We start from the raw sequence: 24833 nt of genomic DNA, 5'->3' as shown, positions 1-24833 counted from the left end.
CATATATGAGGATAGCAATTTACGGGAGAGACTTTAATGATACGGTTTTACCCTATGTTCAAACGGTTTTTAATCATTTAGCCGATCATCAAATACAGCCTGTTGTATATTCTAAGTTTAAAACGTCGCTTCATGGCAAAATATCGTTGCCAAAAAATACAATCGTTTTTCATAACCATGCAGAATTAAAAGATCATGCGGATGTGTTACTCAGCTTAGGTGGCGATGGTACCCTGCTTGATACCTTATCATTAATCCGAAACTCAGGAATTCCGGTTATCGGTATCAATTTTGGTCGCTTGGGCTTTTTAGCCAGCATCAATAAAAATGAAATCGAATCGGCATTAAATGCATTGATAAGTGGTGAATACACCCTAGATGCCCGGTCTCTTTTGATCCTAGAATCTGATAATGGTTTGTTTGGAGAAGAAAATTTTGCACTTAATGATATCACTATTCACCGAAGAGACAATTCGGCTATGATGATTATCCATGCTTCTATGAACAACGAGTTTATCAACTCGTATTGGGCAGACGGGCTAATTATTGCTACACCAACAGGTTCTACCGCATATTCACTGAGTTGTGGCGGTCCTATCATTTATCCAGATTCCGAGAACTTTGTGGTAACACCAATCGCTCCACACAACCTTAATGTAAGGCCGGTTGTACTCCCGGATGATAATGTGCTGTCTTTTGAAGTCGAGGCTAGAGAATCAAAGTTTTTGGTTTCTTGCGATAGCAGGACAGTAACGGTAGAACGCTCGGTGAAAATTGCGATAAAAAAAGCAGATTTTTGCATAAATCTTATTCGCCTGAACAATGAAACGTATTTAAACACGTTAAGGAATAAATTATTATGGGGCATAGATACCCGTAACTACTAGGTATGACGCTAAATAAACGCCTTTTATTCATCATCCTCCTCTTCATCTCCAATTACACTATTACCCAGGCCCAGGTTGGCAATTGGGAGTTAGGACTCATGGCTGGTGGTGCCGGTTACCTAGGAGACCTAAATCAGAATAACCCACTGCAAATAAGTGGTTTATCTGCTGGTGTTTATGCAAAACGCAATTTTAACCAGTATATTGGAGTACGGATAAATTACCAGTACGGTCAAATAGAGGCACAAGATGCAGCATCGAGCAACTTACAATTTATCGAAAGAAATCTTAGTTTTAAAACTTCATTGAGCGAATTAAATGCTGTTGTCGATTTCAATTTTTTCAATTATAAGTTGGGTGGCGGAAGCAGGCAATTCACCCCTTATCTTTTCACAGGTATTGGCGGAGTTTTATTCAAGCCAACAGTAGATTTTGAAGGTGAAACGTATCGGTTGGACCGCCTGGCTACTGAAGGTCAACCAAGTGGGTATCAAAACCTGGTTTTGACCATCCCATATGGCGTTGGCTTGCGCTATAATTACAAAGATACTTGGAGCGTTTTTTCTGAAATTGGATACAGAACACCCTTAACCGACTATATCGATGACGTAAGCGGACGTTATCCAGCTGCACCTGTAATCTTAAGAAACGGTGAAAATACGCTCAATTTATCAGATCCATCTCTAAGCCAAACAGGTTACGTAGGTACCCAAAGAGGAGATTTTCGAAAAAGGGACACTTATCTATTTGTTAGTGTTGGCATATCTTTTACCTTTGTATCCTCAAAATGCTATACGTTTTAAGCTGATTTTGACAGAATAAATGGGATTTAAAGAACAAATAGACGATACTCGCCTGCCAAGGCACATTGCCGTTATTATGGATGGTAACGGACGATGGGCAAAAGGCCAGGGCAAAGTGCGGGTTTTTGGCCACGAACAAGGCGTACTTTCCGTAAAAGATATTGTAGAAGGTTGTGTAGAAGTGGGTATTGAGTATTTAACACTTTATGCTTTTTCTACTGAAAATTGGAATCGGCCAAAAGAAGAAGTTGATGCATTGATGCAGATTTTGATTTCTACGATTAATAAGGAGACCGAAACACTTAATAAGAATAACATCAAACTTAATGCGATTGGTAATATTGCTTCATTACCGCAAGAGTGTATTGATGATTTACATGAAGCAATGGCGAAGACAGCACATAATGAAAAATGTACGCTTACCCTCGCATTAAGTTACAGTGCAAAATGGGAAATTTTAGAAGCAGCAAAACAAATAGCTGCTGCTGTAAAAGATAACCAAATTGCCATTGATGATATTGATGAAAACCTTTTCTCTTCAAAGTTAACCACCGTTAACATTCCAGACCCTGAGCTGATGATTAGAACCAGTGGAGAACACCGCATAAGTAATTATTTGCTATGGCAAATGGCTTATACCGAGTTTTATTTTACTGATGTACTATGGCCAGATTTTAGGCGGGAAGATCTTTTTGAAGCTATTGTTGATTACCAAAAACGCGAACGCCGATTTGGAAAAATTAGCGAACAATTAAACTAATTTTTCTTTTAACACTTTTTAACAAGCGTTTAAACTAACTTAGCACCACTTTAATACGATAAATGAATCCATAAAAAGGTTGGTTGGATAAAGAAATTTTTGCTTTATAAAACGTTACCTTCGTGGCCATTACTGAACAAATTATTTTAATGAAAAGAATATTTCAAGTTTTAATCCTGATAGTTTTAGCCGCACCGGCCTTTGCTCAAATACGTCCACAAGGTCAGGCTCCGGCAACACCCTCGTTAAAGGTTGGAGGCTTAGATTTAGATTATTTTAATCCACGTGAATACATCATTGGCGGAACAACAGTTACCGGTACAGAATATTTAGATAAGGACGTTTTAATTACCCTATCTAAACTTACCAAGGGCGATAAAGTAGTGCTCCCTGGTGAAGCTACTTCTGATGCTATAAAAACGCTTTGGGCACAGGGTTTGTTTGATGATGTGAAAATAAACATCCAAAAATTTGTTCAGGATTCTGTTTATTTCGAGATTGAAGTAGTAGAACGTCCGCGTTTAAGCTCAATCGATTTAAAAGGAATAAGCAAGTCGCAGAAAACGGCAATTCAGGAAAAACTAAACGATAAAACAGGTAAGATCGTAAACGATAACTTATATAACACCACCTCGGCAATTGTAAAAAAGTATATGCTAGATAAAGGCTTCTATTTTACTACAATTGATTATAAAACCCGTAAAGATCCAAACGCCGAGAATAGTGTTGTATTAGAAGCCAATATCAATAAGGGCAGCCGAGTTAAGGTTCAACATATCGATTTTACAGGTAACAAAGACTTTAAATCTTCTAAATTACGCAAGTACTTAAAAAATCCAAAACAGTTTGCCTGGTGGCGGTTTTGGGGCTCCGGAAAATTCTCTAAAGAAAAGTACGAGGAGAATAAAATTAAAATGATTGCGAAGTTGCATGAGAAAGGCTATCGCGATGCTGAGCTTTTAAAAGACAGCATTTATCAATACAACAAAAAGAAAGTAAATATTCAGATGGATATTTACGAGGGAAAAAAATATTATTTCGGGAACATTACCTGGGCTGGTAATGCCATTTATCCTGATAGTATTTTGAATAAAGTACTTACGATAGAAAAAGGTGATGTATTCAGCGAAGATCGTTTAAATAAAAAACTTAACGGTGGTGGCGAAAACGGTGGCGATATTAATAGCATGTATACCGATAACGGTTACCTTACATTTAACATTGATCCGGTTCAAACCAGAATTTATGGCGATACTGTAGATGTGGAGATGCGCATGTACGAAGGCCCACAATACACCAATAACCGCATCACATTAAAAGGTAATACCATTACAAATGATAAAGTTGTTTTGCGTGAGATTCGTACTAAACCTGGTCAGAAGTTCAACAAAAGCGATTTAATTCGTACCATTCGTGAGATTGGACAGTTAGGTAACTTCGATGAGTCTAAAACCGTGCCTACACCTCGCCCCAATCCGGCAGATGGTACGGTAGATATCGAGTATGCCGTGGAGGAAAAACCTTCAGACCAAATTGAATTATCAGGCGGTTTTGGCGGTGGCCGTATCATCGGTACTTTAGGTTTAACCTTCAACAACTTCTCGTTAAGAAATCTTTTTAATCTTAAAGCTTACAAACCATTGCCGAAAGGAGATGGTCAAAAATTAAGTTTACGTGGTCAAACAAATGGTAAGTACTATCAGTCTTATAGTTTCTCATTCTCGCAACCATGGTTTGGTGGAGAGAAGCCAGTGAGCTTTGGTGTAAGCGCCTTTACATCATTGCAATCGAATGGTTTAAGTTCTGATAATTCATCATTCCAAAAAATTCGTTTAAATGGCGTAACGGTAAGTTTAGGTAGAAGATTAAACTGGCCAGATAACTATTTCCAGCTAAGCCATGCAGTTAATTTGCAACAATACATCTTAAACAATTACGCGGGCTATTTATTTTCTACTGGTACATCCTATAACTTAAACTTATCGCAAGAAATTAGCCGCGACTCTCGTGATTCGCCAATTTTCCCTAAATCAGGGTCGTTCATCCGTTTCACCATCCAGGCAACGCCTCCTTATTCGTTGTTTAATAAGGTAAACTATGCTACAGCTTCTGATAAAGATAAATATCGCTTCACGGAATACCACAAATGGAAATTCGATTCTCAATGGTACCAAAGAGTTGTTGGCAACTTGGTTGTTAAAGCACAAGCACAGTTCGGTTTTTTAGGTCAGTATAATAGCGTAGTTGGCCAATCAGCATTCGAACGTTTTAAATTGGGTGGCGATGGTATGCAAGGATTTGATTTCTTACAAGGATCTGAGTTGATCGCTATGCGTGGTTATGCTAACAATACTGTTATTCCTTTCGGATCTAACGCACAGATTGCACAACAATCTGGTAGCCCGATTTATACCAAGTATGTATTAGAGGCACGTTACCCGGTTATTGCTAGTCAACAGGCAACCGCCTTCGTTCTTGCCTTTGCAGAGGGTGGTAATACGTGGAATAGATTCAACGATTTCAATCCATTTAACATTAGAAGATCTGTGGGGGTAGGTGCCAGGATATTTTTACCAATATTTGGTTTGTTAGGTATCGATTACGGTTACGGTTTCGATTCGATACCAGGTTTGCCAGATGCCAACAAAGGTCAGTTCCATTTTAGTATCGCACAACAATTAGGTGGATTCTAATTGATATCTTCTAAAAAAATTATTAAATATGCAATAAAACAACTTAAGTTGAGTTTAAACAAAACTTAGGTTATTAGAAAATCATTAAACACACACAAATGAAAAAGTATCTTTTTATCGCATTTTTACTCGTTAGTTCCTTTGGTGCTTTTGCCCAAAAGTTTGCTTACGTAGACACGGAATATATTTTGAAGCATATGCCAGAGTATAAATCTGCTTTGAGTCAGTTAGAGGTTGCCTCTAAACAATGGCAGCAACAAGTAGATCAGAACTTCGGTGAAATAGATCGGATGTATAAAGCATACCAGGCCGATCAGGTTTTACTAACTGATGATATGCGTAAACGCCGTGAGAACGAAATTATCGAGAAGGAAAAACAAGCAAAAGAATTTCAACGCCAAAAATTTGGACCCGATGGCGAGCTGTTTCAAAGCAGAACCAAACTTATTAAACCAATACAGGATAAAGTTGCAGATGTGATTAAACAAATTGCAAAAGCAAAGTATCTGGATTTCATTTTTGATAAGAGCAGCGAAGCTACAATGATGATTTATGCCAGCAGTAGCTACGATGTTAGTAATGATGTAATTGTAAAATTAGGGTACAAACCAGGGACTGTAAATAATTAGTATATTCGCCCCTGAAATTTTCGGAAAAACAAATAGAATAATAAAAACAAAGTAAAATAGAACGATGAGAAAGTTAATTAACGTATTCTTTGTAGCAGCAGGATTAGTGTTTACAGCGAATATGGCGAATGCGCAACAAAAATTGGGTCACATTAATTCTGAGGAAGTTTTTGCTAACTTACCAGAGGCTAAAACGGCTCAAACAACTTTAGAAACTTTAGGTAAATCTTTACAAGCCAGCATTGATGGAATGATTAAAGAATACCAAACTAAATTGTCTGCTGCTCAGGCTAAAGAAAAAACTTTAAGTGAAGCAAACAAAGAGCAGGTAGGTAAAGAATTGCAGGTAGCCGGTCAAGAATTGCAGGATTTAGAAAAACGCATTACTGATGCACGTACGAAAGCATCTCAGGATGTAGGTACCAAACAAGGTGAATTGTTCCAACCTATTCAGGCAAAAGTTGCAACAGCAATTTCTGCAGTAGCTAAAGAAAAAGGTTTGGCTTACGTTTTCGATATTGCCAATGGTCAAGGTGGAAACAACTTAGTTTTCTGGGATGGTGGTGATGATATTACGGGCGCAGTAAAAACTAAATTAGGAATTACGGCTACAGCTGCTAAACCAGCGGCACCAAAAAAATAATTTAAAAACTGGCGATTGCGTTAGTTTTAACAGGAAGCGGAATGAGGTTAAACTTCGTTCCGCTTTTTTTATAATTGCCGTACCAAAGGATCTTATTATTTCATTTCCTGCCTAATTTATCAATATCTTTAGCTAATGAATGCAGCAGCGCCAATAGGTATTTTTGATTCTGGATACGGTGGTTTAACCGTTTTCAAGGCAATATCAGATCGACTGCCGGCATATAGCTACATATATTTAGGTGATAATGCACGTTCGCCTTATGGTGATCATTCGTTCGATACCATTTATAAATATACTTTGGAGTGCGTGGAGTGGCTTTTTGCGCAAGGGTGCGAATTGGTGATACTTGCTTGCAATACTGCTTCGGCAAAAGCTTTGCGAACTATTCAACAAAAAGACTTACCGAAAAAATATCTTAATAGAAGAGTGTTAGGTGTAATAAGACCTACGGCAGAAGTAATAGGCAATTTCACACGTACTAACAAAGTTGGCGTTATGGGTACCCGTGGAACTATCAACTCGCAGTCTTATCTACTCGAAATAAAAAAGTTTTTCCCTCATATTAAAGTATTTCAACAAAGTTGCCCAATGTGGGTGCCACTAATTGAAAACAACGAACACCTTCTGCCAGGTGCAGATTTTTTTATTCAGGTCTATTGCGAGCAACTTTTACTTCAGTCTGGCGATATCGACTGCGTTTTATTGGCATGTACGCATTACCCATTGCTGATGCCTAAACTTAAACATGCCTTTCCAGATTATATTAAGATTTTATCACAGGGTGAAATTGTTGCCGATAGTTTATCAGATTATTTAGAAAGACATCCTGAGTTGGAGAATAGATTGTCTAAAGGTGGTGAAAAGCAATTCTATACCAGTGGCGATCCCAAAACGTTCGATGAACATGCGTCGATTTTTTTCGGGGCTGTCTTACGATCAAAATCAATGTAATGGCTTGGTAAGTTATCGCATCTATTAGTAGGTAATAGCTGTATTCACACGCCCCAAATTAACCCCATTGTGACAAAAGAAAATTCTTTTATTTAGGTTGTAATGGTTTAAAAGGATAACTTTGCGCCTTCATAACCCATACCATGAGTGATCAGATAAAACACGAATGCGGAATCGCTTTTATTCGCCTGTTAAAACCACTTTCTTACTACCAGCAAAAGTACGGTACAGCGCTTTACGGCCTTAATAAGTTATATCTTCTGATGGAAAAGCAGCATAACCGTGGCCAGGATGGTGCAGGTATTGCTACCATTAAGCTAGACATGAAACCCGGTAGCAGGTACATAAGCCGATACCGAAGCAAGGCTTCCAACGCGGTGGCAGATATCTTCGAATATGTTCAGAATAAATTTGTTGATATACAAGAAAATACGCCTGAGTTAATGCAGGATACAGAGTGGCTCAAAGACAACGTAAGCTTTATAGGCGAGGTGTTAATGGGCCATTTGCGTTATGGTACCCATGGTAAAAACAGCATAGAAAATTGCCATCCGTTCTTAAGGCAGAATAACTGGATGACACGTAACCTTGTCATCGCGGGTAATTTTAACATGACTAATGTTGATGAGCTTTTAGAGCAACTTTATGAACTAGGTCAGCACCCAAAAGAGAAAGCCGATACCGTAACAGTACTTGAAAAAATTGGTCATTTTCTCGATGATGAAAATCAAGAGTTGTTTGATCAGTACAAAAAAGAAGGGCATGATAATGTAGCCATTACACACAAGATTTCAGACAACTTGGATATTGCCAATATTCTTCGTCGCTCTGCCAAAACCTGGGATGGTGGATATTCGATCTGCGGAATGGTAGGAAATGGCGACTCGTTTATCATGCGTGATCCCGCAGGCATTCGTCCGGCTTACTATTATTATGATGATGAAATTGTTGTAGCAGCATCCGAAAGGCCAGCTTTGCAAACGGCCTTCAACATTCAGTTTAAAGATGTTAAGGAAATAGATCCCGGTCATGCTTTAATCATCAAAAAAAATGGCGAGGTAAGCATGGAGCAGTTTCGGGAGCCAACCGAAAGGCTATCGTGTTCGTTCGAACGTATTTATTTTTCGAAAGGTAGTGATGTAGAGATCTACCGTGAACGAAAGCAACTGGGTCGCTTATTGAGTGATAAAATTCTAAAAGCAGTTAATTATGATCTGAAAAATACAGTTTTCTCATTCATCCCAAACACAGCAGAGGTTGCTTTCTTTGGGATGGTTGACGGGGTGAACCAATATGTTCGTAAACATCAGAAAGATACACTACTACATCGGAAAGAACAGTTAACCGATCAGGATCTCGATGCCTTATTGTCGTTAGCGCCAAGAGTTGAAAAACTTGCTGTTAAAGATGTGAAGTTAAGAACCTTTATTACACAGGATGCCGACCGAAGTGAGATGGTTGCACACGTCTATGATACCACCTATGGTATTATCAATAATCACCAGGATACATTGGTGGCGTTGGATGATTCGATTGTACGTGGCACAACGCTTAAACAAAGCATTATCAAAATTGTAGATCGTTTACACCCCAAAAAGATCATTATTGTTTCTTCTGCTCCGCAAATTCGTTACCCAGATTGCTATGGTATCGACATGAGCCGAATGGGACAATTTGTAGCATTCGATGCCGCTATTCAGTTACTTACCGAAAGAGGTATGTGGCAGGTGATAGAGGATGTTTATGCAAAATGTAAAGCATCGTTGCTATTACCAAAGGAAGAAATCGTTAATCATGTCAAGGATATCTACAAACCTTTTAGCCCAGAAGAAATTTCAGCTAAAATTGCCCAAATTATAACGCCCAAGGGAACAGTTGCAGAGGTTGAAGTTATTTATCAGAGTTTAGAAAATCTGCACGAAGCGTGCCCTAAAAATAAGGGCGACTGGTATTTTTCGGGTAATTATCCAACTCCTGGAGGTAATAAAGTGGTTAACAAAGCCTTTGTAAATTGGAAGGAAGGAAATAACCAAAGGGCATACTAATGCCTTTTCAAACAATATTTTAATGGCTCATATTTAATATGGGCCATTTTTTTTATGGTTCTTATGTAATTTGGCCTACAAAAAACATTTCCTGTGATTCTGTGTTAAAACTTTCAAATTTCTGTATGATGAAAAGATTAATTTTAGCATTTATGGTGTGTTTGGGTTTGGCATGCTCAGATGCAAGTCAAAAGAAAGTGACCGACGTTATCGATGATACAAGCGACAGTGTTTCGAATAAGGTTGATGAATTTGTAGATACGATCAATAGCGTAAAAGACGATATAAAAAATAAGATCCCTAAAGTTGCCATTACGGTTACCAAGAATATTCCAATTTCTTTACAGTGGATCAGTTTTGAGAAACAAGGAACGGCAGAAGTAACAAAAACCAAAGAGGGTGTGTATAGTATAAAAGGTGAGCAAACCAATGCTAACAATGAATATTTAAAAATTAATGGGACTTTAAAAAGAACAGACGCTACACATTTCGCTTTCGAAGGAACGATTATTACTTACGTTAAAGCCAATAATAGCGGGGTTCCATGCGAAAAAAAAGGAAAGCAGGTTTTTCTGAAGAAAGGAAGTCGTAACTATTACAGGTTGCAGGATATGGAAAACTGCGAAGGTGGAAACGTGGTAGACTATGTAGACTTATATGATCTCGATGGACTTGAATAACAGCGAATCTGCACCAGCTTGTTATGCGTAAAATTGAATGTAAGTTTTGTAAATTAACCAAAAGGCAAATATGATGATAATGATGCCGGCTATTTTGTTAAGCGCTCTCAAGGCATCTTCTTTAATTCTGTAACGAAGCTTGCTTGAGTAGAAGCTCTTGGCACCGTCTATACTTAGTTGCGTAGCCATTGCAATAAAAAAACATACCAGCTTTTCATTTAGCATGTTATTTAACTTCACAGAGATAATCCCACTTACTATAATCCAAAACATTAAGGTTGAGGGTGTAAGGATACACATGAGAAAACCTTTAAGTACAAAACCTCTTTTGCTAACTTTCTGAAGTGTTGTAGAATCGTATTCGACCTTCATTCTTGAGACCAGGTAATAAATGCCAACCGCTAGGAGGAAGATGCCACCAATTGCCCCAACATATTTATCAAAATCTGCCTTGTAGTCGAAAAACTGACTCCCGAAAAGCACTAAAGCGATTAAAATAACATCACTTATTATAACACCAATAGCTAAAGAGAAACCGGCTTTAAAGCCTCTTTCTATACTGGTTTTTATCATTGCAAAAAATACCGGACCTGTTAAAAACGACGAAATAATCCCTGCCCCAATACCTAATAAAATGGCTTCAAACATGTATTGTATTGTTTATAATATGCGAATATGCAATTTTATACCTAAACAACTAGCATTTATTTTTGTTGCATGCATTGCATAAAAGTTACCGGTTTTTAATTTTTTTTTAATTATGTTTAGCCCCATTAAACTAAATTAAAAAATGAGTTCAGAACAAGCACAAACCAAATGGGGCCAATTTATACCCTTAGTTACCGTTTTCTTTTTTTGGGGCTTTGTGGCCGCAAGTAACGACATTCTAATACCTGTATTTAAAAAAGCTTTCGATCTTTCGCAGGCAGAGAGTCAGCTTGTATCTCTAGCATTCTATATTGCTTATACTGTAGGTGCCCTTATTTATAATGGTATATCTGTTTTAATGAAACAGGATTTAGTAAACAAACTAGGTTACAAGAACTCTCTGGCACTAGGCTTATTTATTTCTGCTGTTGGAACATTATTGTTTTACCCTGCGGCTAATTTAGCTTCGTTTCCACTAATGTTATCTGGCCTCTTTATTGTGGCATTAGGATTTTCACTTCAACAGACGGTTGCAAATCCGCTGGCTATTGCATTGGGTCCGATAAGAACCGGATCTCAGCGCTTAACATTGGCGGGTGGTATCAATAATTTTGGTACTACAATTGGCCCATTGGTTGTTAGTTTCGCTATTTTTGGCTCTGCGGCAAATGCTACCTCAGATATCAGCGTGGAGAGTGTGAAAATTCCGTATCTCATTCTTGGTGCTGCATTTCTTGCGGTTGCCGTCTTCCTAAAACTTTCTTCATTGCCAGATCGGCCGACGTTAGTTGAAGCTAAAGTTGAAGATCTTGGACAAAAAGGCTCTGCGTTGAAATACCCACAGCTAGTTCTTGGTATGATTGCCATCTTTGTTTACGTAGGAGTAGAAGTTTCTACAGCAAGTAATTTGCCAGCTTACATGGAGAAGGATCTAGGCTTTGAAATTAAAGACATAGCTCCATATATTTCACTTTATTGGGCAAGTATGATGATTGGTAGATGGACAGGTGCAGTTGAGGCTTTCACCGATAATGTATCAACACAAAAAATATTAAGATTTATTGCACCCTATTTAGCTTTCGCTATTTTTCTAGCAGTAAACGCAATTGCTAAGCATGATTTAGCACCGTTCTATGTATATGGCCTCATCATTTTAGTATTGATTGCTGCAGATATGGCCAGCAAAGGTAATCCTGCCAGGATGCTTTTGATCTTTTCATCAATAGGAATCACGGCATTATTAATAGGTATGTTTACAACAGGTATGGTCAGCGTTTATGCCATTACAAGTGTTGGTTTGTTTTGTAGCACATTATGGCCTTGTATATTTACTTTGGCAGTAAGTGGTTTAGGTAAACATACAAGTCAGGGTAGTAGCTTTTTAATTATGATGATTATGGGCGGAGGTATTATTAGCTGGTTACAAGGCGCAGTATCGGAATTTACAGGCATTCAATATAGTTATGTGGTAGGAATCATCTGCTTTGCTTACTTGGCGTTTTACGCATGGAAAGTAAGTGGAATTTTAAAATCTCAGGGTATAAATTTCGATCAGAAAATTGCTGGCGGACATTAATTTATTATAAACTAATTTTACAGCCACGAAGAAACATCTTTGTGGCTTTTTTATTTCTCTTATGAGCGAAAAACTGAGTTTCGATACCATTTTCATGAATTTGGCAACCGATTTGGCTGCACGATCGCATTGTGTGCGGGCACACGTGGGAGCCGTTTTAACGAAAGACACAAGGATAATTTCTATTGGCTACAACGGCCCTCCAGCAGGTACACATAACTGCGATGAGGAATGGCCAGGACAAGGTTGCGCTAGAGATAGCAAAGGGAGCTGCTCCCTGGCCTTACATGCAGAAGAAAATGCAATTCTATATGCATCAAAGAATGGATCAAAAATAGAGGGTTGTACATTATATACCACTTTGTCGCCATGTATCGCCTGCGCCCGGTTAATTCTTTCTTCAGGAATTAAGCTGGTTTACTATGCTAAATCTTACGCAGCCTATAAAGGTTTAACAAACGATGAAGGCGTAGATTTTTTAAGAAAGTTTGGCGTAGAGGTGAAGTTATTAGCAGGTTAACTAGAGAAGGATGGATATTAAATTTGTTCTAAATCTCACCTCATAAATCTCAAATCAAATCGCTAACTTTGCGGATGCAAGAAAAAATCATTATCGTCGATTTTGGTTCGCAGTTTACACAACTCATCGCCCGTAGGGTTCGCGAACTAAATATTTACTGTGAAATTTACCCATTTAATAATCTCCCAGAAATTACAGAAGATGTAAAAGGTGTTATCTTTTCAGGTAGTCCCTATTCTGTTCGTCAAGACGATGCACCACAAATCGATTTATCAAAGTACCATACCAAATATCCGTTATTGGCGGTATGTTATGGCGCACAATACATAGCCCAGAAATCTGGTGGCGATGTTCAGCCATCATCAACCCGCGAATATGGCCGTGCAAACTTGAGTTTTGTAGACCAGGAAAATAAGCTTTTTAAAGGCATCAATATCGATTCTCAGGTATGGATGAGCCATGGCGACACGATCACCAATATTCCAGATCACTTCGAGCTGATAGCCAGCACCGATAGCGTAAGGGTCGCAGCTTATCATATTAAGGATTCGAATACATACGCCATTCAATTCCATCCAGAGGTTACACATAGCATAGATGGTAAAGTCCTGTTAGAAAACTTTTTAGTTGATATTTGTGGCTGCAATCAAGACTGGACTTCTGCATCATTTATTGAAACTACTGTTGCAGAGCTGAAAGAGAAAATCGGCGACGATAAGGTGGTACTTGGGTTATCTGGTGGTGTAGATAGTAGTGTTGCTGCTGTTTTGCTTCATAAAGCCATCGGTGCAAACCTTCATTGTATTTTTGTTGATAACGGGTTATTACGTAAGAACGAATACGAACAAGTGCTTGAGCAATACAAGCATATGGGCTTAAACATTAAAGGTATAGATGCCAAAGATCGTTTCCTAAGTCAACTGGCAGGTTTGAAAGACCCGGAACTTAAGCGTAAAGCTATTGGGCGAGTTTTCATAGAGGTTTTTGATGACGCTGCTCACGAGGTTACGGGAGTGAATTGGCTCGGTCAGGGGACCATTTATCCTGATGTAATCGAATCGATTTCTGTTAATGGCCCGTCTGCAACAATCAAATCTCATCATAATGTTGGGGGACTGCCAGATTTCATGAAATTGAAAGTAGTAGAACCGCTAAAAACTTTATTTAAAGATGAGGTTCGCCGCGTAGGTAAAGCATTGGGTATTGATGATGTTATTTTGGGTCGACACCCATTTCCAGGACCAGGCTTGGCCATCCGAGTCTTGGGAGAGGTAACTGCCGAAACGGTAGCTATTCTGCAAGATGCAGATGCCATCTATATCAATGAACTCAAGGCCGCTGGTTTGTACGACAAGGTATGGCAAGCAGGCTCAATTTTCTTACCGGTACAGTCTGTTGGAGTAATGGGAGATGAGCGAACTTATGAAAATGTAATTGCCCTACGTGCTGTAGAATCTGTAGACGGAATGACAGCCGATTGGTGTCACCTGCCTTATGAGGTATTGGCCAAAATTTCTAACGAAATCATCAATAAAGTAAAAGGTATAAATAGGGTGGTTTATGATATTAGCTCAAAACCACCAGCTACAATAGAGTGGGAATAAATAAGATGATGTTGGTTTAAAAGCCAAACTTATTGCCGTTAAATTTAGTATGCTAGCAAGGTGGAATAAACTTTGCTAGCATATTTCGTTAAAACACCTAGGAATGAATTTTAAAAAAGGTTACTGGCTTTTGGTTTCGATGATAATTATGCTGAGTGCATGTTCTCCAAAAACACTTACGCCAAAAAAACCAACAGTGCCGAAACCAATAGAGAAAGAACAACCAGCTGAAAAAAAGCCTGTTAAGAAGTTCTCTCAGGCTAACATCTCGCTATTAGTTCCATTTCAGTTAGATGAAATAAACCTTAAAACAGCAACTAAATCTGATATTGAGAAATTTGCTATGCCTATAGATTTTTACCAGGGGTTTAAATTGGGGATAGATTCGGCAGCAGCAAGCGGACTAAATTTCAAATTAAACGTTTTTGATACCGAGGATGACAATGCACATATCGCCTCTTTGTTTAAGAACGAAAGGTTTAAAACCAGCAATCTGATTGTTGGACCAGTCTTTCCTGATGGATTGAAATTCATTGCAAACTATGCGAAAGAAAATAATGTATTGGTAGTGTCGCCATTGGCAGCATCCAATCCAGCAGATTTTAATAATCCTAATCTAATATCAATAGTAAACAATATTTCGTTGCATGCAAAAACCGTCGCAAGTTATATAACGAGGAATTTTAATCCGGGAAATAGCATCGTGGTACTCATCAATCCTAAAAAAACAGATGACGAGGCTTTTGCAGCACCACTTCGCGAAACGATCAAGCAAAATGGTAAGTTTTTAGTTCAAGAGTATGCCTCTGCTTTTGCATTCGAAACCAAAATGCAAAAAGGTAAACGTTATGCGGTTGTAGTAACGTCTGCAGATCGGGCATTTGTGCAACCCACAATTGATAAGCTGTTCAGACTAAAGAATAATCCAAACGGTGCCTATGATATCAACTTATTTGGTCACCCTAACTGGATGAAGCAAAATTATCCCACTGATAAGATGCAAGCACTCAATACCATCATCAGTTCTTCTTATAAAATTGATTACAAAAATGCCGGGGTTGTCGCTTTCATTAAAAAATACCGATTTAATTTTGGTTTCGAACCCGGAGAATATGCTTTTAAGGGATTTGATGTAGGCTTCTATTTTGGAAAATTGATTAGCGAGCACGGCGAAGATTATCGTAATTATCTTACTAAAATGAAATACAAAGGGTTGCATAATAATTTTTCTTTCGTTTTCGATGATAAATATGGTTACGTAAACAGCAGTTTAACGCTTTTAAGGTTTAGGAATTTTGCGCTGGAACCAGTTAATTAATTGCCGTTTATAATATGAAAGCAACTCACCAACTCAGGGCATTCGAACTAATTGCAGACGCTTACGATGGTAAATTGCCTTTGCATCGCTTCCTTCCTACTTACTTCAAGCAAAATAAGCAAATGGGGTCGGCAGATAGGAGATGGGCAACCCGTCATCTTTATAGTTTCTTTCGGCTCGGAACGGCACTAAAAAATTTGGATAGTAACGAACGACTATGTATTGCAGATTTCCTCTGCCACGATACCTTAAGCCCGATTGTAGCAGCGTTCTATCCCGATTGGTCTGATAAAATCTTATTACCACTACATCGTAAAATCGAGTTGATCACTGAACGTTATCCCGATTTTCGGTTTGAAGATATTTATCCATTCCAATCTTATCTTTCCGAAAGTATCCATAAGGAAACATTTAATGCTTCTTTTTTTGCTCAGCCTGATTTATTTATACGGGTAATGCCAGGCATCAAAGACGAAGCTTTGCAACAATTAAGCCATGCAGAAATTGATGCTCGGGCACTTACGGATACCGCGCTAGCCCTTCCCAATGGTACAAAGTTAGAATCGATCTTAAAAGATGGTACTTACCAAGTTCAGGATCTCTCTTCTCAATTTACCGGAACATATTTCAAACCACAAAAATGGGATAAATGGTGGGATGCCTGTGCTGCCTCTGGTGGCAAGTCCTTGCTTTTAAATAGCCTAGAATCCAATATTGAGCTCTTGGTCACCGATTTACGTGAAAGTGTGTTACAAAACTTAGATGAACGGTTTCGCTTGGCGGGCATTAGGAAGTACCATAAAAAAGAATTAGATCTTTTAAAAAACAACGATCAAATATTGCATCATTACCAGTTCGATGGGATTATTTTAGATGCACCCTGTACGGGTTCGGGAACCTGGGGTAGGACTCCAGAAATGCTCACATTCTTTGATGAAACTAAGATCGAATATTTTGCAAGTATTCAGAAGGCTATAGCCACAAATGTTTGCAAATACCTGAAACCCGGAAAGCCGTTAATCTATATCACATGCTCGGCATTTGCCCAGGAAAATGAACAGGTTGTGGTGCACCTTTTACAACATTTGCCCTTGACCCTGGAAAAAATGGAAGTTGTAAAAGGTTATGAACACCGGGCTGATACCATGTTTGTTGCCAGACTGATAATGAATTAAGCATGGCCATACCAAGCCCTTATTTTCTTTTTGAGGTATTTAGCGGCCTCAATCAAAACTGCAAGCCCACCGATAACTAATGTATAGTCTTCAAAGCTTTTCATTTCAGTTGCTTTGCTGTTTAGATGCTGGCAATCTGGCAATGTTACATCACAATCCGGTATTGTTTCTAAATAATTTTATCGCAATTGCCAGTAAGATTACACCAAATGCTTTGCGTAGAATGTTTAATCCGGTTTTGCCAAACAATCTTTCCAGTCGTTCCGTATTTTTTAGTACAAAATAAACGAAAAGCATATTAAGTACTATGCCTACTAAAATATTTTGGGTTTGATATTCCGTTTTTAATGATAGTAGCGTTGTCATGGTACCCGCTCCGGCTATTAAAGGAAAGGCCAGCGGAACAATTGAAACGGTTTCCGGTGCTTCTTCTTTAAAAATGGTTAGGCCTAAAACCATCTCCATCGCAATAAAAAATATTACAAAAGATCCGGCGATGGCAAAAGATTCTACATCTAAGCCGATTACTTTCAATAGCGATTCACCTAGAAATAGAAACAAGATCATAAGTCCGGTGGCTACTATTGAGGCTTTTTCAGATTCGATATGGCCAGCTTTTTTCCGCAGTTGAATCACAACGGGTATGGAGCCCAGGATATCGATTATAGCAAAAATAACCATCGTTGTGGTTAAGATTTGGTTAAAATCGAATTTCATAAAATCAAGTTTCATACGGAACAATTTGTGGCAAAGGTAGCGCAAATTGTTTAAAACCTTTGGTTAGAAATTAATATTAGAAATAGAATTGTGTTCTTAGGGTGAAAATATTGTCTTTACGATCTGATGTATAGTCAGGAATTTGAGTAGCCTCATTTCTAATCACGTCATAATACAAGACCGCTTTAAAATGCGGATTAAAATGATGAAGAAATCCAAAACCAAACGTATCGAACCGAACATCTGCGGCAGATAATCCTTGACTATTCACAGCAAAGCCTTTAACCTTCGTATTTGGATCGTAATAATCATATTTTAAGATAATTTGATTATCTGTGCTATTTAAGGTTTGTACAAAAGTAATATATGCACCACTAAAATTCCGGGTATAATAGGGTAGTGCAATTGCTTTATTGTCTACCGGGTAAGAACCTGGTGTGGTAGATGTTGTTGATGTTCCCGTTTGTAAACCGCTTATTAACTCTGCTCTCAGTTCAGATTTCCAACTTTCGGTTGTGGTAGCGAATTGAATATCCGCTCCGTAATATCTCCTGGGCGCAACTTTATTTATGGTACTCGACGATGAATCCTTAACCATCTTCCAGAGCTGGTCTACTTGCTCCATTTTGTAACTAACCGGCAGCCGGTGATTAAGACCACCTTGCAAGGTGCTAATTCCTCCGGCAACAGAAAACGGTAAGCCTTTAACTACATAGGGTTTATGACTCAACCGCAAGATTACGTCTTTACTGTTGTCAAATTCAGCCGGGCCTGCCAAGCCTTGGCCATTGTATATGCCCAAATCAAAAACAATGTTTTTCAGTTTGGCATCTTTCCATCTAGGATTGAAGGTAAAAGTAACACCTAAATCGCGTTCGGTTTTCATTAAGATTTGCGACATGCGCCCCCGCTCTGGAGCTTCCCTCACAGATGATGATAGCTGTAGCTCGTTTCCAAATGGACGCCCAGATAGGCCCAGCGTAACGGCTAAAATCTTCCATTTGTTTTCATAATATCTCCCCCAAAAATCCCTGATATTAACGCCTTGTTCTGTGCCATCAAACTGCAATACAAAGTAGGTAGACGGTGCTCCGTCTTCAGTAAGCATCATATAGTCTGCACGTAATCTTCCTCTTCTTAATCGAAACCGGTTATTGGTAAACTCCCCGAAATTTCCTCCTTGATATTCTGCTAATGTACCATTACTTTGCGCAGCCTGAAATTGAGGTTGCATATAACCACTAAACGACAAAGACCCATACTTTTTTGAGATAATTAGCAAATGGTTCACCGTAGTCGAATCCATTACATCATTAATTGTTCGCTGTGCAAATGCCTGGCTAGATATCATTATAATAGCAATTGCCGGAAGCAGGAGTTTTAATTTAATAGATATTAATTGCAGATTCATATTTGCGGTTTTCCGCAAAGATAATTTATTAACAATTATTTAACATAAAAAAAGCCCCGATTTAGTCGGGGCTTGAAATAGTTTTCGAAACTTTATAATTTAGGTCTTGGCGGATCTACTGGTTCTACAACCTTCCCCTTGTTTCTTAAAACAGAATGCTTTTTGCCATAAAAGTAATAGATAGCAACGCCTAATCCCATCCATATCGCCAACCTTATCCATGCTTCTATCGGTAATGAAGACATTAAATACACGCAAACAACTACGCCCATAATTGGAACAAATGGAACCAATGGTGTTTTGAATGGTCTTGGTCTATCCGGATCAGTTTTGCGAAGTAACATAACGCCAATACATACTAAAGAGAAGGCGAATAACGTACCAATTGACACCATGTGGCCTAAATCCGTAACAGGTACAAATCCCGCAAAAATACTTACGAAAACCATGAAAAATAAGTTGGTTTTGAAAGGAGTTCTGAAAGAAGAGTGAATATCACTGAAGAATTTTGGTAATAAGCCGTCTTTAGACATCGTATAAAAAACCCTCGATTGACCCATAAGCATTACAAGAATTACCGAAGTATATCCCGCCAAAATAGCAATGATTAATCCCATCTGCAACCAGGTATAGCCAGTTACTTTGAACGCGGTAGCGGCCGGAGATGCATCACCTTTAAATACTGAAAAGGGCACTAAGCCAGTCATCACATGGGCAAACAAAACATATAATATTGTACACACAACAAGTGATCCTAAAATACCAATTGGCATTCCCTTTTGTGGGTTTTTAGCTTCCTGTGCAGCGGTAGAAACGGCATCGAAGCCGATAAATGCGAAGAAAACTAAGGCAGCTCCCGCTGCAATACCTGAAATACCAAACTCACCTTTAACACCGGTGTTTGCAGGTATATAAGGTGTATGGTTGGCTGGGTTTATAAATTTCCATCCCAATGCAATAAAAAGAATTACTACGGCAACCTTTACAATTACTAAAATATTATTAAGACTTGCAGATTCTTTTGTTCCGCGTATTAACATTAACGACAATAGTGAAACAATCACAACTGCTGGCAGGTTTATACCACCGCCATCCACTTCAGCGAAAGATTTCGATAAAAAGAGCGGCATTTCCATGCCAAATTCATGAAGTAATTTATTGAAATATCCCGACCAGGAAACCCCAACGGTGGCAGCACCAAGTGCGTACTCTAATACTAAATCCCATCCTATTACCCAAGCCATAAATTCACCCATGGTTGCATAAGAATATGTATAAGCACTTCCTGCAACAGGTATCATCGAAGCAAACTCAGCGTAACACAATCCCGCAAACGCACAACCTACGGCCGCTAACACAAATGATAACGTTACCGCCGGGCCTGCATGGTCGGCAGCTGCAATACCTGTCAATGAGAATAAACCGGCACCAATAATAGCTCCGATACCCAGAGCCACAAGACTCGTGCTACTTAATGTACGTTTGAGCGTTCCTTCTCCACTTTCAGCAGATTCTGCTATAAGCACATCAATAGGCTTTTTTAGATTCATAATTCGTTTAGTCTTTTTGTTTGTTGATTTTTATGATAATAAGCGGTAAACCTAATTAAAAATTACCAAAAAGAAAAAGGGATGTTTACAAAATCCCTTTTTCAATACTATTATATCTATGTTTTTACAGTTATCTATTCAATGTGTCTGTTTCATTCACCAAAGTATCTGTAAACATACGCCCAGAAGCATCAGTTTTTTGTTCTACCCTTATTTCTTTGCGAATTTCTTGCCTGTCAATTGTAGCCTCTGCCTTTACAGCGATATATGGAGCAATAACTAAAGAAACGATAGACATTAACTTGATTAAAATGTTCATTGATGGTCCAGAGGTATCTTTAAAGGGATCTCCAACGGTGTCCCCTGTAACAGATGCCTTATGTGGTTCGGATTTTTTGTAGAACATCTCGCCATTAATCATCACCCCCTGTTCAAAAGATTTTTTAGCATTATCCCAGGCTCCACCTGCATTACTCTGAAAAATGCCCATCAAAACGCCTGTCACAGTTACCCCAGCTAGCAACCCGCCTAAAACTTCAGGACCAAAAGTAAAACCGACAATAATCGGTGTGATCAAAGCAATCGCCCCCGGCATCATCATCTCACGAATAGATGCTTTAGTAGAAATAGCCACACATTTTTCGTATTCTGGCTTAGCCTTGTATTCCATAATTCCTGGTATTTCTCTAAACTGCCTGCGAACTTCCTGCACCATATCCATGGCTGCTTTCCCCACCGCCTGTATACATAAGGCCGAGAATATAAAAGGAATCATTCCGCCAACAAATAAACCAGCCAATACTGGTGCCTTATAAATGTCGATGGCTGTAATGCCCGCTATACCAACAAAGGCAGCAAATAAAGCTAAAGATGTTAATGCAGCAGATGCAATCGCAAAGCCCTTTCCTGTAGCAGCGGTAGTGTTCCCTACAGCATCTAAATTATCTGTACGTTCACGTACTTCAGGTGGCAATTGACTCATTTCTGCAATCCCTCCAGCATTATCGGCAATTGGTCCAAATGCATCAATTGCTAACTGCATTGCAGTAGTAGCCATCATTCCTGCAGCTGCAATGGCCACTCCGTATAGTCCTGCTAAATGATAAGAAAGCATAATTCCTCCAGCCAAAACTAAAATAGGGATCACTGTAGACTTCATTCCCACAGACAAGCCTGCAATTATATTTGTGGCATGCCCGGTTGATGATTGCTGAATAATCGAATTAACAGGTCCTTTGCCCATAGCAGTAAAATATTCTGTCACAACACTCATAATCGTTCCTACCACTAACCCTACAATAATAGCATAGAACACATTGATGCTCGAGAATTCATAGCCGCGAAGGTTTAATGTTTCAGGTAGCATCCATCTCACTATAAAGAAAGATGCAACAGCTGTTATTACAATAGAAGACCAATTGCCGAAATTTAATGCATTTTGCACATTAGACTTCTCATCTTTTATTGTTACAAACCAAGTTCCTATAATCGAAAAGATGATCCCTAAACCGCATATTACCATGGGTAACAAAATTGGCGACATGCCGCCAAATTTATCGGTAACCGTAATTTCCTGTCCCAATACCATCGTTGCTAAAATCGTTGCTACATAAGACCCAAATAAATCGGCACCCATTCCAGCTACATCACCAACGTTATCACCTACATTATCAGCAATAGTTGCAGGATTGCGAACGTCATCTTCAGGTATTCCCGCTTCAACCTTACCCACTAAGTCGGCACCAACATCTGCAGCTTTAGTGTAGATTCCGCCACCTACTCTTGCAAATAAAGCAATCGACTCAGCACCTAATGAAAAGCCGGTTAGTACTTCAATAGCGGTGCGCATCTCTACGCTATTAGCATTGGTTACATTAAATATTTGTAGAAAAACAATGAACAAGCTTCCTAGGCCAAGCACCGCAAGTCCTGCAACACCGAGACCCATCACAGTGCCCCCCGTAAACGATACTTTTAAGGCTTGCTTTAAACTGGTTCTTGCCGCTTGTGTAGTTCTAACATTGGCTTTAGTAGCCGATTTCATTCCGATGTACCCTGCAGTTGCAGAAAACACAGCACCAATTATAAACGATATCGAAATAATCCAGCTTGAGTGCATCGCCACACCTTTAATTTCAGTGATAGAGCCAGAATACGCCAGCAACCCTGCTGTAAAAACTGCAAAAATGCTAAGCACTCTCCATTCTGCTTTAAGAAAAGCCATTGCGCCATCTGCAATGTATCCAGCAAGTTCCTGCATGTTCTTGTCTCCCGCATCTTGCTTATTTACCCAGGCACTTTTAATCAGCATAACAATTATCCCAACTAGGCCTAATGCCGGGATACAGTAAATTAAATTGTTTTGTAAAAAATCCATAGTTAATATTTGGTTATTGGTTTTTGTTTAATATGCTCTTTTGTTACGCTCATTCACATTAGAACATAGGTTTCTAAAAAAATTGCTTTATAGTCTAGCAATATAATAATTTTATTGCCTTGTGGTTAAATATTTAGCTTGCTCACATAATTTAATTTCTATAACACCAAAATAATACAACATTACAAGTGGCTTTTTATTTTTTTTAAATAAATTAGCCACAAACTAAACTTAATTTATGGAGAAGGAACCTCAGGACCAAACGTTCAAAAGAGCGCTTGGCCTTTTTGATGGTACAATGCTTGTTGTGGGCTCAATGATTGGCTCAGGCATATTTATTGTTAGCGCAGACATTACCAGGCAGGTAGGTTCCGCTGGCTGGCTTATTTTAATCTGGGCACTCACCGCTGTGGTAACTATAATTGCTGCAGTAAGTTACGGGGAATTAAGCGCTATGTTTCCTAAAGCTGGTGGGCAATATGTATACCTTAAAGAAGCTTATAATAAACTAATTGCATTCTTGTATGGATGGAGTTTCTTTGCTGTAATTCAAACTGGTACAATTGCTGCGGTAGGTGTAGCGTTCTCCAAATTCGCCGCTTATTTATATGCACCACTCAGCGATAAAAATATTTTGTACGATGGCGGCAGCTTTAAGTTAAACGCAGCACAACTGGTTTCTATTGCAACCATTATACTATTAACCTATATTAATAGCAAAGGCGTAAAAGACAGTAAAATTCTACAAACCATTTTAACCATCATTAAAATTCTTTCCCTTTTTGGGTTAATTATCTTCGGTTTCTCCCTTGCTGCGAATGCAGAAATCTGGAATGCCAATTGGGCAGATGCCTGGTCTACCAGAAATTTCGATACCGCTACAGGCGAGTGGACTGCCGTTGCAGGCAAAGCACTCTTATCGGGTATTGCTGCAGCCATGGTTGGTTCTCTTTTTAGTAGCGACGCATGGAATGGCGTAACGTTCATTGCCGGTGAAATTAGAAATCCCGAACGTAATGTAGGCCTAAGCCTCTTCTTGGGAACTTTCATCGTTAGTGTAATCTATATCTTGGCTAACCTAATGTATTTGGCGGTATTGCCAATTCAGGAAATTGCCACTGCGGCAGACGATAGAGTAGCCGTTGCTGCTGCACAACCAATTTTTGGTAGTATTGGCACATATATTATAGCCGTTATGATCATGGTTTCGACTTTTGCCTGTAATAATGGTCTAATTATGGCAGGGGCAAGAGTATATTATACCATGGCAAAAGACGGTTTATTCTTTAGGAAAGCCGCTGTTCTAAACAAAGCAAGCGTACCTAGTTGGGCACTTTGGGTGCAATGCTTTTGGGCTTCTGCACTTTGCTTAACCGGAAAATATGGCGATTTGTTAGATTTTGTAATCATTATCGTAATGATTTTTTACATCCTCACCATCTACGGCATTTTCATTTTGCGTAAAAAAATGCCTAATGCAGAGAGACCCTACAAAGCATTCGGATACCCCATTTTGCCAGCCTTTTACATCCTGGTAGCATTGGCAATTTGTGTCGGGTTGTTAGTATTCAAAACCAGCACCTGCGGTTGGGGGGTAGGCATCATGCTCATTGGCATACCTATATATTATCTTTCCAAACCAAAAGAAGTAGAAGATTAATAACATCAGAAAATCAGTTGCGGTGGTGCTTTTGTTGCAGAAGTCCCGCATTCGCTGCAATCTTTTTGTTAAAGGCAGTAAAAAACTAACCGCCCAGGCACGAAAATGCCTGGGCTTTTTTAGTGCCACAAAAAGTATTTCCGCACCATTCGGGTTTAAATTAGTTACACCCGCAATGCTTTT

The 24833-nt window shown here is 38.9% G+C and carries 20 protein-coding genes; 15 read left to right on the top strand and 5 right to left on the bottom strand.

What is annotated here, in order from left to right:
- Nucleotides 1-5: 5 nt before the first annotated feature.
- The 9 genes from OQ268_RS00100 (at nt 6) to OQ268_RS00060 (ending at nt 10094) form a co-directional block, all read left to right on the top strand.
- Nucleotides 6-887, top strand: coding sequence for an NAD kinase (locus tag OQ268_RS00100; protein ID WP_265854020.1), 882 nt, complete (start codon nt 6-8; stop codon nt 885-887).
- 2 nt (nt 888-889) lie between these two features.
- Nucleotides 890-1690: a type IX secretion system protein PorG gene (gene porG / locus OQ268_RS00095; RefSeq protein WP_265854019.1), complete on the top strand. Its 801-nt coding sequence runs from the start codon at nt 890-892 to the stop codon at nt 1688-1690.
- Between the two features lie 19 nt (nt 1691-1709).
- A complete protein-coding gene (locus OQ268_RS00090) occupies nt 1710-2450 on the top strand; it encodes an isoprenyl transferase (RefSeq protein WP_265854018.1) in 741 nt (246 codons plus the stop codon).
- 149 nt (nt 2451-2599) lie between these two features.
- Nucleotides 2600-5143 carry an outer membrane protein assembly factor BamA gene (gene bamA / locus OQ268_RS00085; protein ID WP_265854017.1) on the top strand — a complete coding sequence of 848 codons (2544 nt, stop codon included), beginning with the start codon at nt 2600-2602 and terminating at the stop codon, nt 5141-5143.
- Nucleotides 5144-5241: 98 nt separating this feature from the next.
- Nucleotides 5242-5772 carry an OmpH family outer membrane protein gene (locus OQ268_RS00080; RefSeq protein WP_265854016.1) on the top strand — a complete coding sequence of 177 codons (531 nt, stop codon included), beginning with the start codon at nt 5242-5244 and terminating at the stop codon, nt 5770-5772.
- Nucleotides 5773-5836: 64 nt separating this feature from the next.
- Nucleotides 5837-6415, top strand: a complete 579-nt coding sequence (locus OQ268_RS00075) for an OmpH family outer membrane protein (protein ID WP_265854015.1) — start codon at nt 5837-5839, stop codon at nt 6413-6415.
- Nucleotides 6416-6550: 135 nt separating this feature from the next.
- On the top strand, nt 6551-7369 hold the full coding sequence (gene murI, locus OQ268_RS00070; RefSeq protein ID WP_265854014.1) for a glutamate racemase: 819 nt from the start codon (nt 6551-6553) through the stop codon (nt 7367-7369).
- Nucleotides 7370-7512: 143 nt separating this feature from the next.
- Nucleotides 7513-9414: an amidophosphoribosyltransferase gene (locus tag OQ268_RS00065; protein WP_265854013.1), complete on the top strand. Its 1902-nt coding sequence runs from the start codon at nt 7513-7515 to the stop codon at nt 9412-9414.
- Between the two features lie 125 nt (nt 9415-9539).
- A complete protein-coding gene (locus OQ268_RS00060) occupies nt 9540-10094 on the top strand; it encodes a hypothetical protein (RefSeq protein WP_265854012.1) in 555 nt (184 codons plus the stop codon).
- A 21-nt stretch (nt 10095-10115) separates the two neighbouring features.
- On the opposite strand, the gene OQ268_RS00055 is transcribed toward OQ268_RS00060, so the two are convergent.
- Complete coding sequence (locus OQ268_RS00055; protein ID WP_265854011.1) at nt 10116-10742, bottom strand: LysE family translocator; 627 nt, start codon at nt 10740-10742, stop codon at nt 10116-10118.
- A gap of 142 nt (nt 10743-10884) precedes the next feature.
- Here OQ268_RS00055 and OQ268_RS00050 point away from each other — a divergent pair, with 142 nt between their 5' ends.
- From OQ268_RS00050 to OQ268_RS00030, 5 genes are all read left to right on the top strand, one after another.
- Nucleotides 10885-12318 carry an MFS transporter gene (locus tag OQ268_RS00050; RefSeq protein WP_265854010.1) on the top strand — a complete coding sequence of 478 codons (1434 nt, stop codon included), beginning with the start codon at nt 10885-10887 and terminating at the stop codon, nt 12316-12318.
- A gap of 61 nt (nt 12319-12379) precedes the next feature.
- Nucleotides 12380-12838 carry a deoxycytidylate deaminase gene (locus OQ268_RS00045; protein ID WP_265854009.1) on the top strand — a complete coding sequence of 153 codons (459 nt, stop codon included), beginning with the start codon at nt 12380-12382 and terminating at the stop codon, nt 12836-12838.
- A gap of 74 nt (nt 12839-12912) precedes the next feature.
- A complete protein-coding gene (gene guaA / locus OQ268_RS00040) occupies nt 12913-14442 on the top strand; it encodes a glutamine-hydrolyzing GMP synthase (RefSeq protein WP_265854008.1) in 1530 nt (509 codons plus the stop codon).
- 103 nt (nt 14443-14545) lie between these two features.
- The gene (locus OQ268_RS00035) at nt 14546-15760 is read left to right on the top strand and encodes an ABC transporter substrate-binding protein (protein ID WP_265854007.1); all 1215 of its coding nucleotides are present in this window, start codon (nt 14546-14548) and stop codon (nt 15758-15760) included.
- Nucleotides 15761-15774: 14 nt separating this feature from the next.
- Complete coding sequence (locus tag OQ268_RS00030; RefSeq protein WP_265854006.1) at nt 15775-16935, top strand: RsmB/NOP family class I SAM-dependent RNA methyltransferase; 1161 nt, start codon at nt 15775-15777, stop codon at nt 16933-16935.
- A gap of 150 nt (nt 16936-17085) precedes the next feature.
- On the opposite strand, the gene OQ268_RS00025 is transcribed toward OQ268_RS00030, so the two are convergent.
- The 4 genes from OQ268_RS00025 to OQ268_RS00010 all read right to left on the bottom strand — a co-directional run bounded on the left by OQ268_RS00025 (nt 17086) and on the right by OQ268_RS00010 (nt 22990).
- Nucleotides 17086-17652, bottom strand: coding sequence for a MarC family protein (locus OQ268_RS00025; protein WP_265855149.1), 567 nt, complete (start codon nt 17650-17652; stop codon nt 17086-17088).
- 76 nt (nt 17653-17728) lie between these two features.
- Nucleotides 17729-19063: a porin gene (locus OQ268_RS00020; RefSeq protein ID WP_265854005.1), complete on the bottom strand. Its 1335-nt coding sequence runs from the start codon at nt 19061-19063 to the stop codon at nt 17729-17731.
- Nucleotides 19064-19155: 92 nt separating this feature from the next.
- Nucleotides 19156-20613: an amino acid permease gene (locus tag OQ268_RS00015; RefSeq protein ID WP_265854004.1), complete on the bottom strand. Its 1458-nt coding sequence runs from the start codon at nt 20611-20613 to the stop codon at nt 19156-19158.
- Between the two features lie 130 nt (nt 20614-20743).
- Nucleotides 20744-22990, bottom strand: a complete 2247-nt coding sequence (locus OQ268_RS00010) for a sodium-translocating pyrophosphatase (RefSeq protein ID WP_265854003.1) — start codon at nt 22988-22990, stop codon at nt 20744-20746.
- Between the two features lie 238 nt (nt 22991-23228).
- Between OQ268_RS00010 and OQ268_RS00005 the strand changes: the two genes are divergently transcribed.
- Entirely contained in the window at nt 23229-24650 is a 1422-nt protein-coding gene (locus tag OQ268_RS00005) for an APC family permease (protein ID WP_265854002.1), read from the top strand.
- Nucleotides 24651-24833 lie beyond the last annotated feature (183 nt).

This window comes from Pedobacter sandarakinus (assembly GCF_026240095.1).
Lineage (GTDB): Bacteria > Bacteroidota > Bacteroidia > Sphingobacteriales > Sphingobacteriaceae > Pedobacter > Pedobacter sandarakinus.
This window is presented reverse-complemented; position numbering and strand designations above follow the sequence as displayed.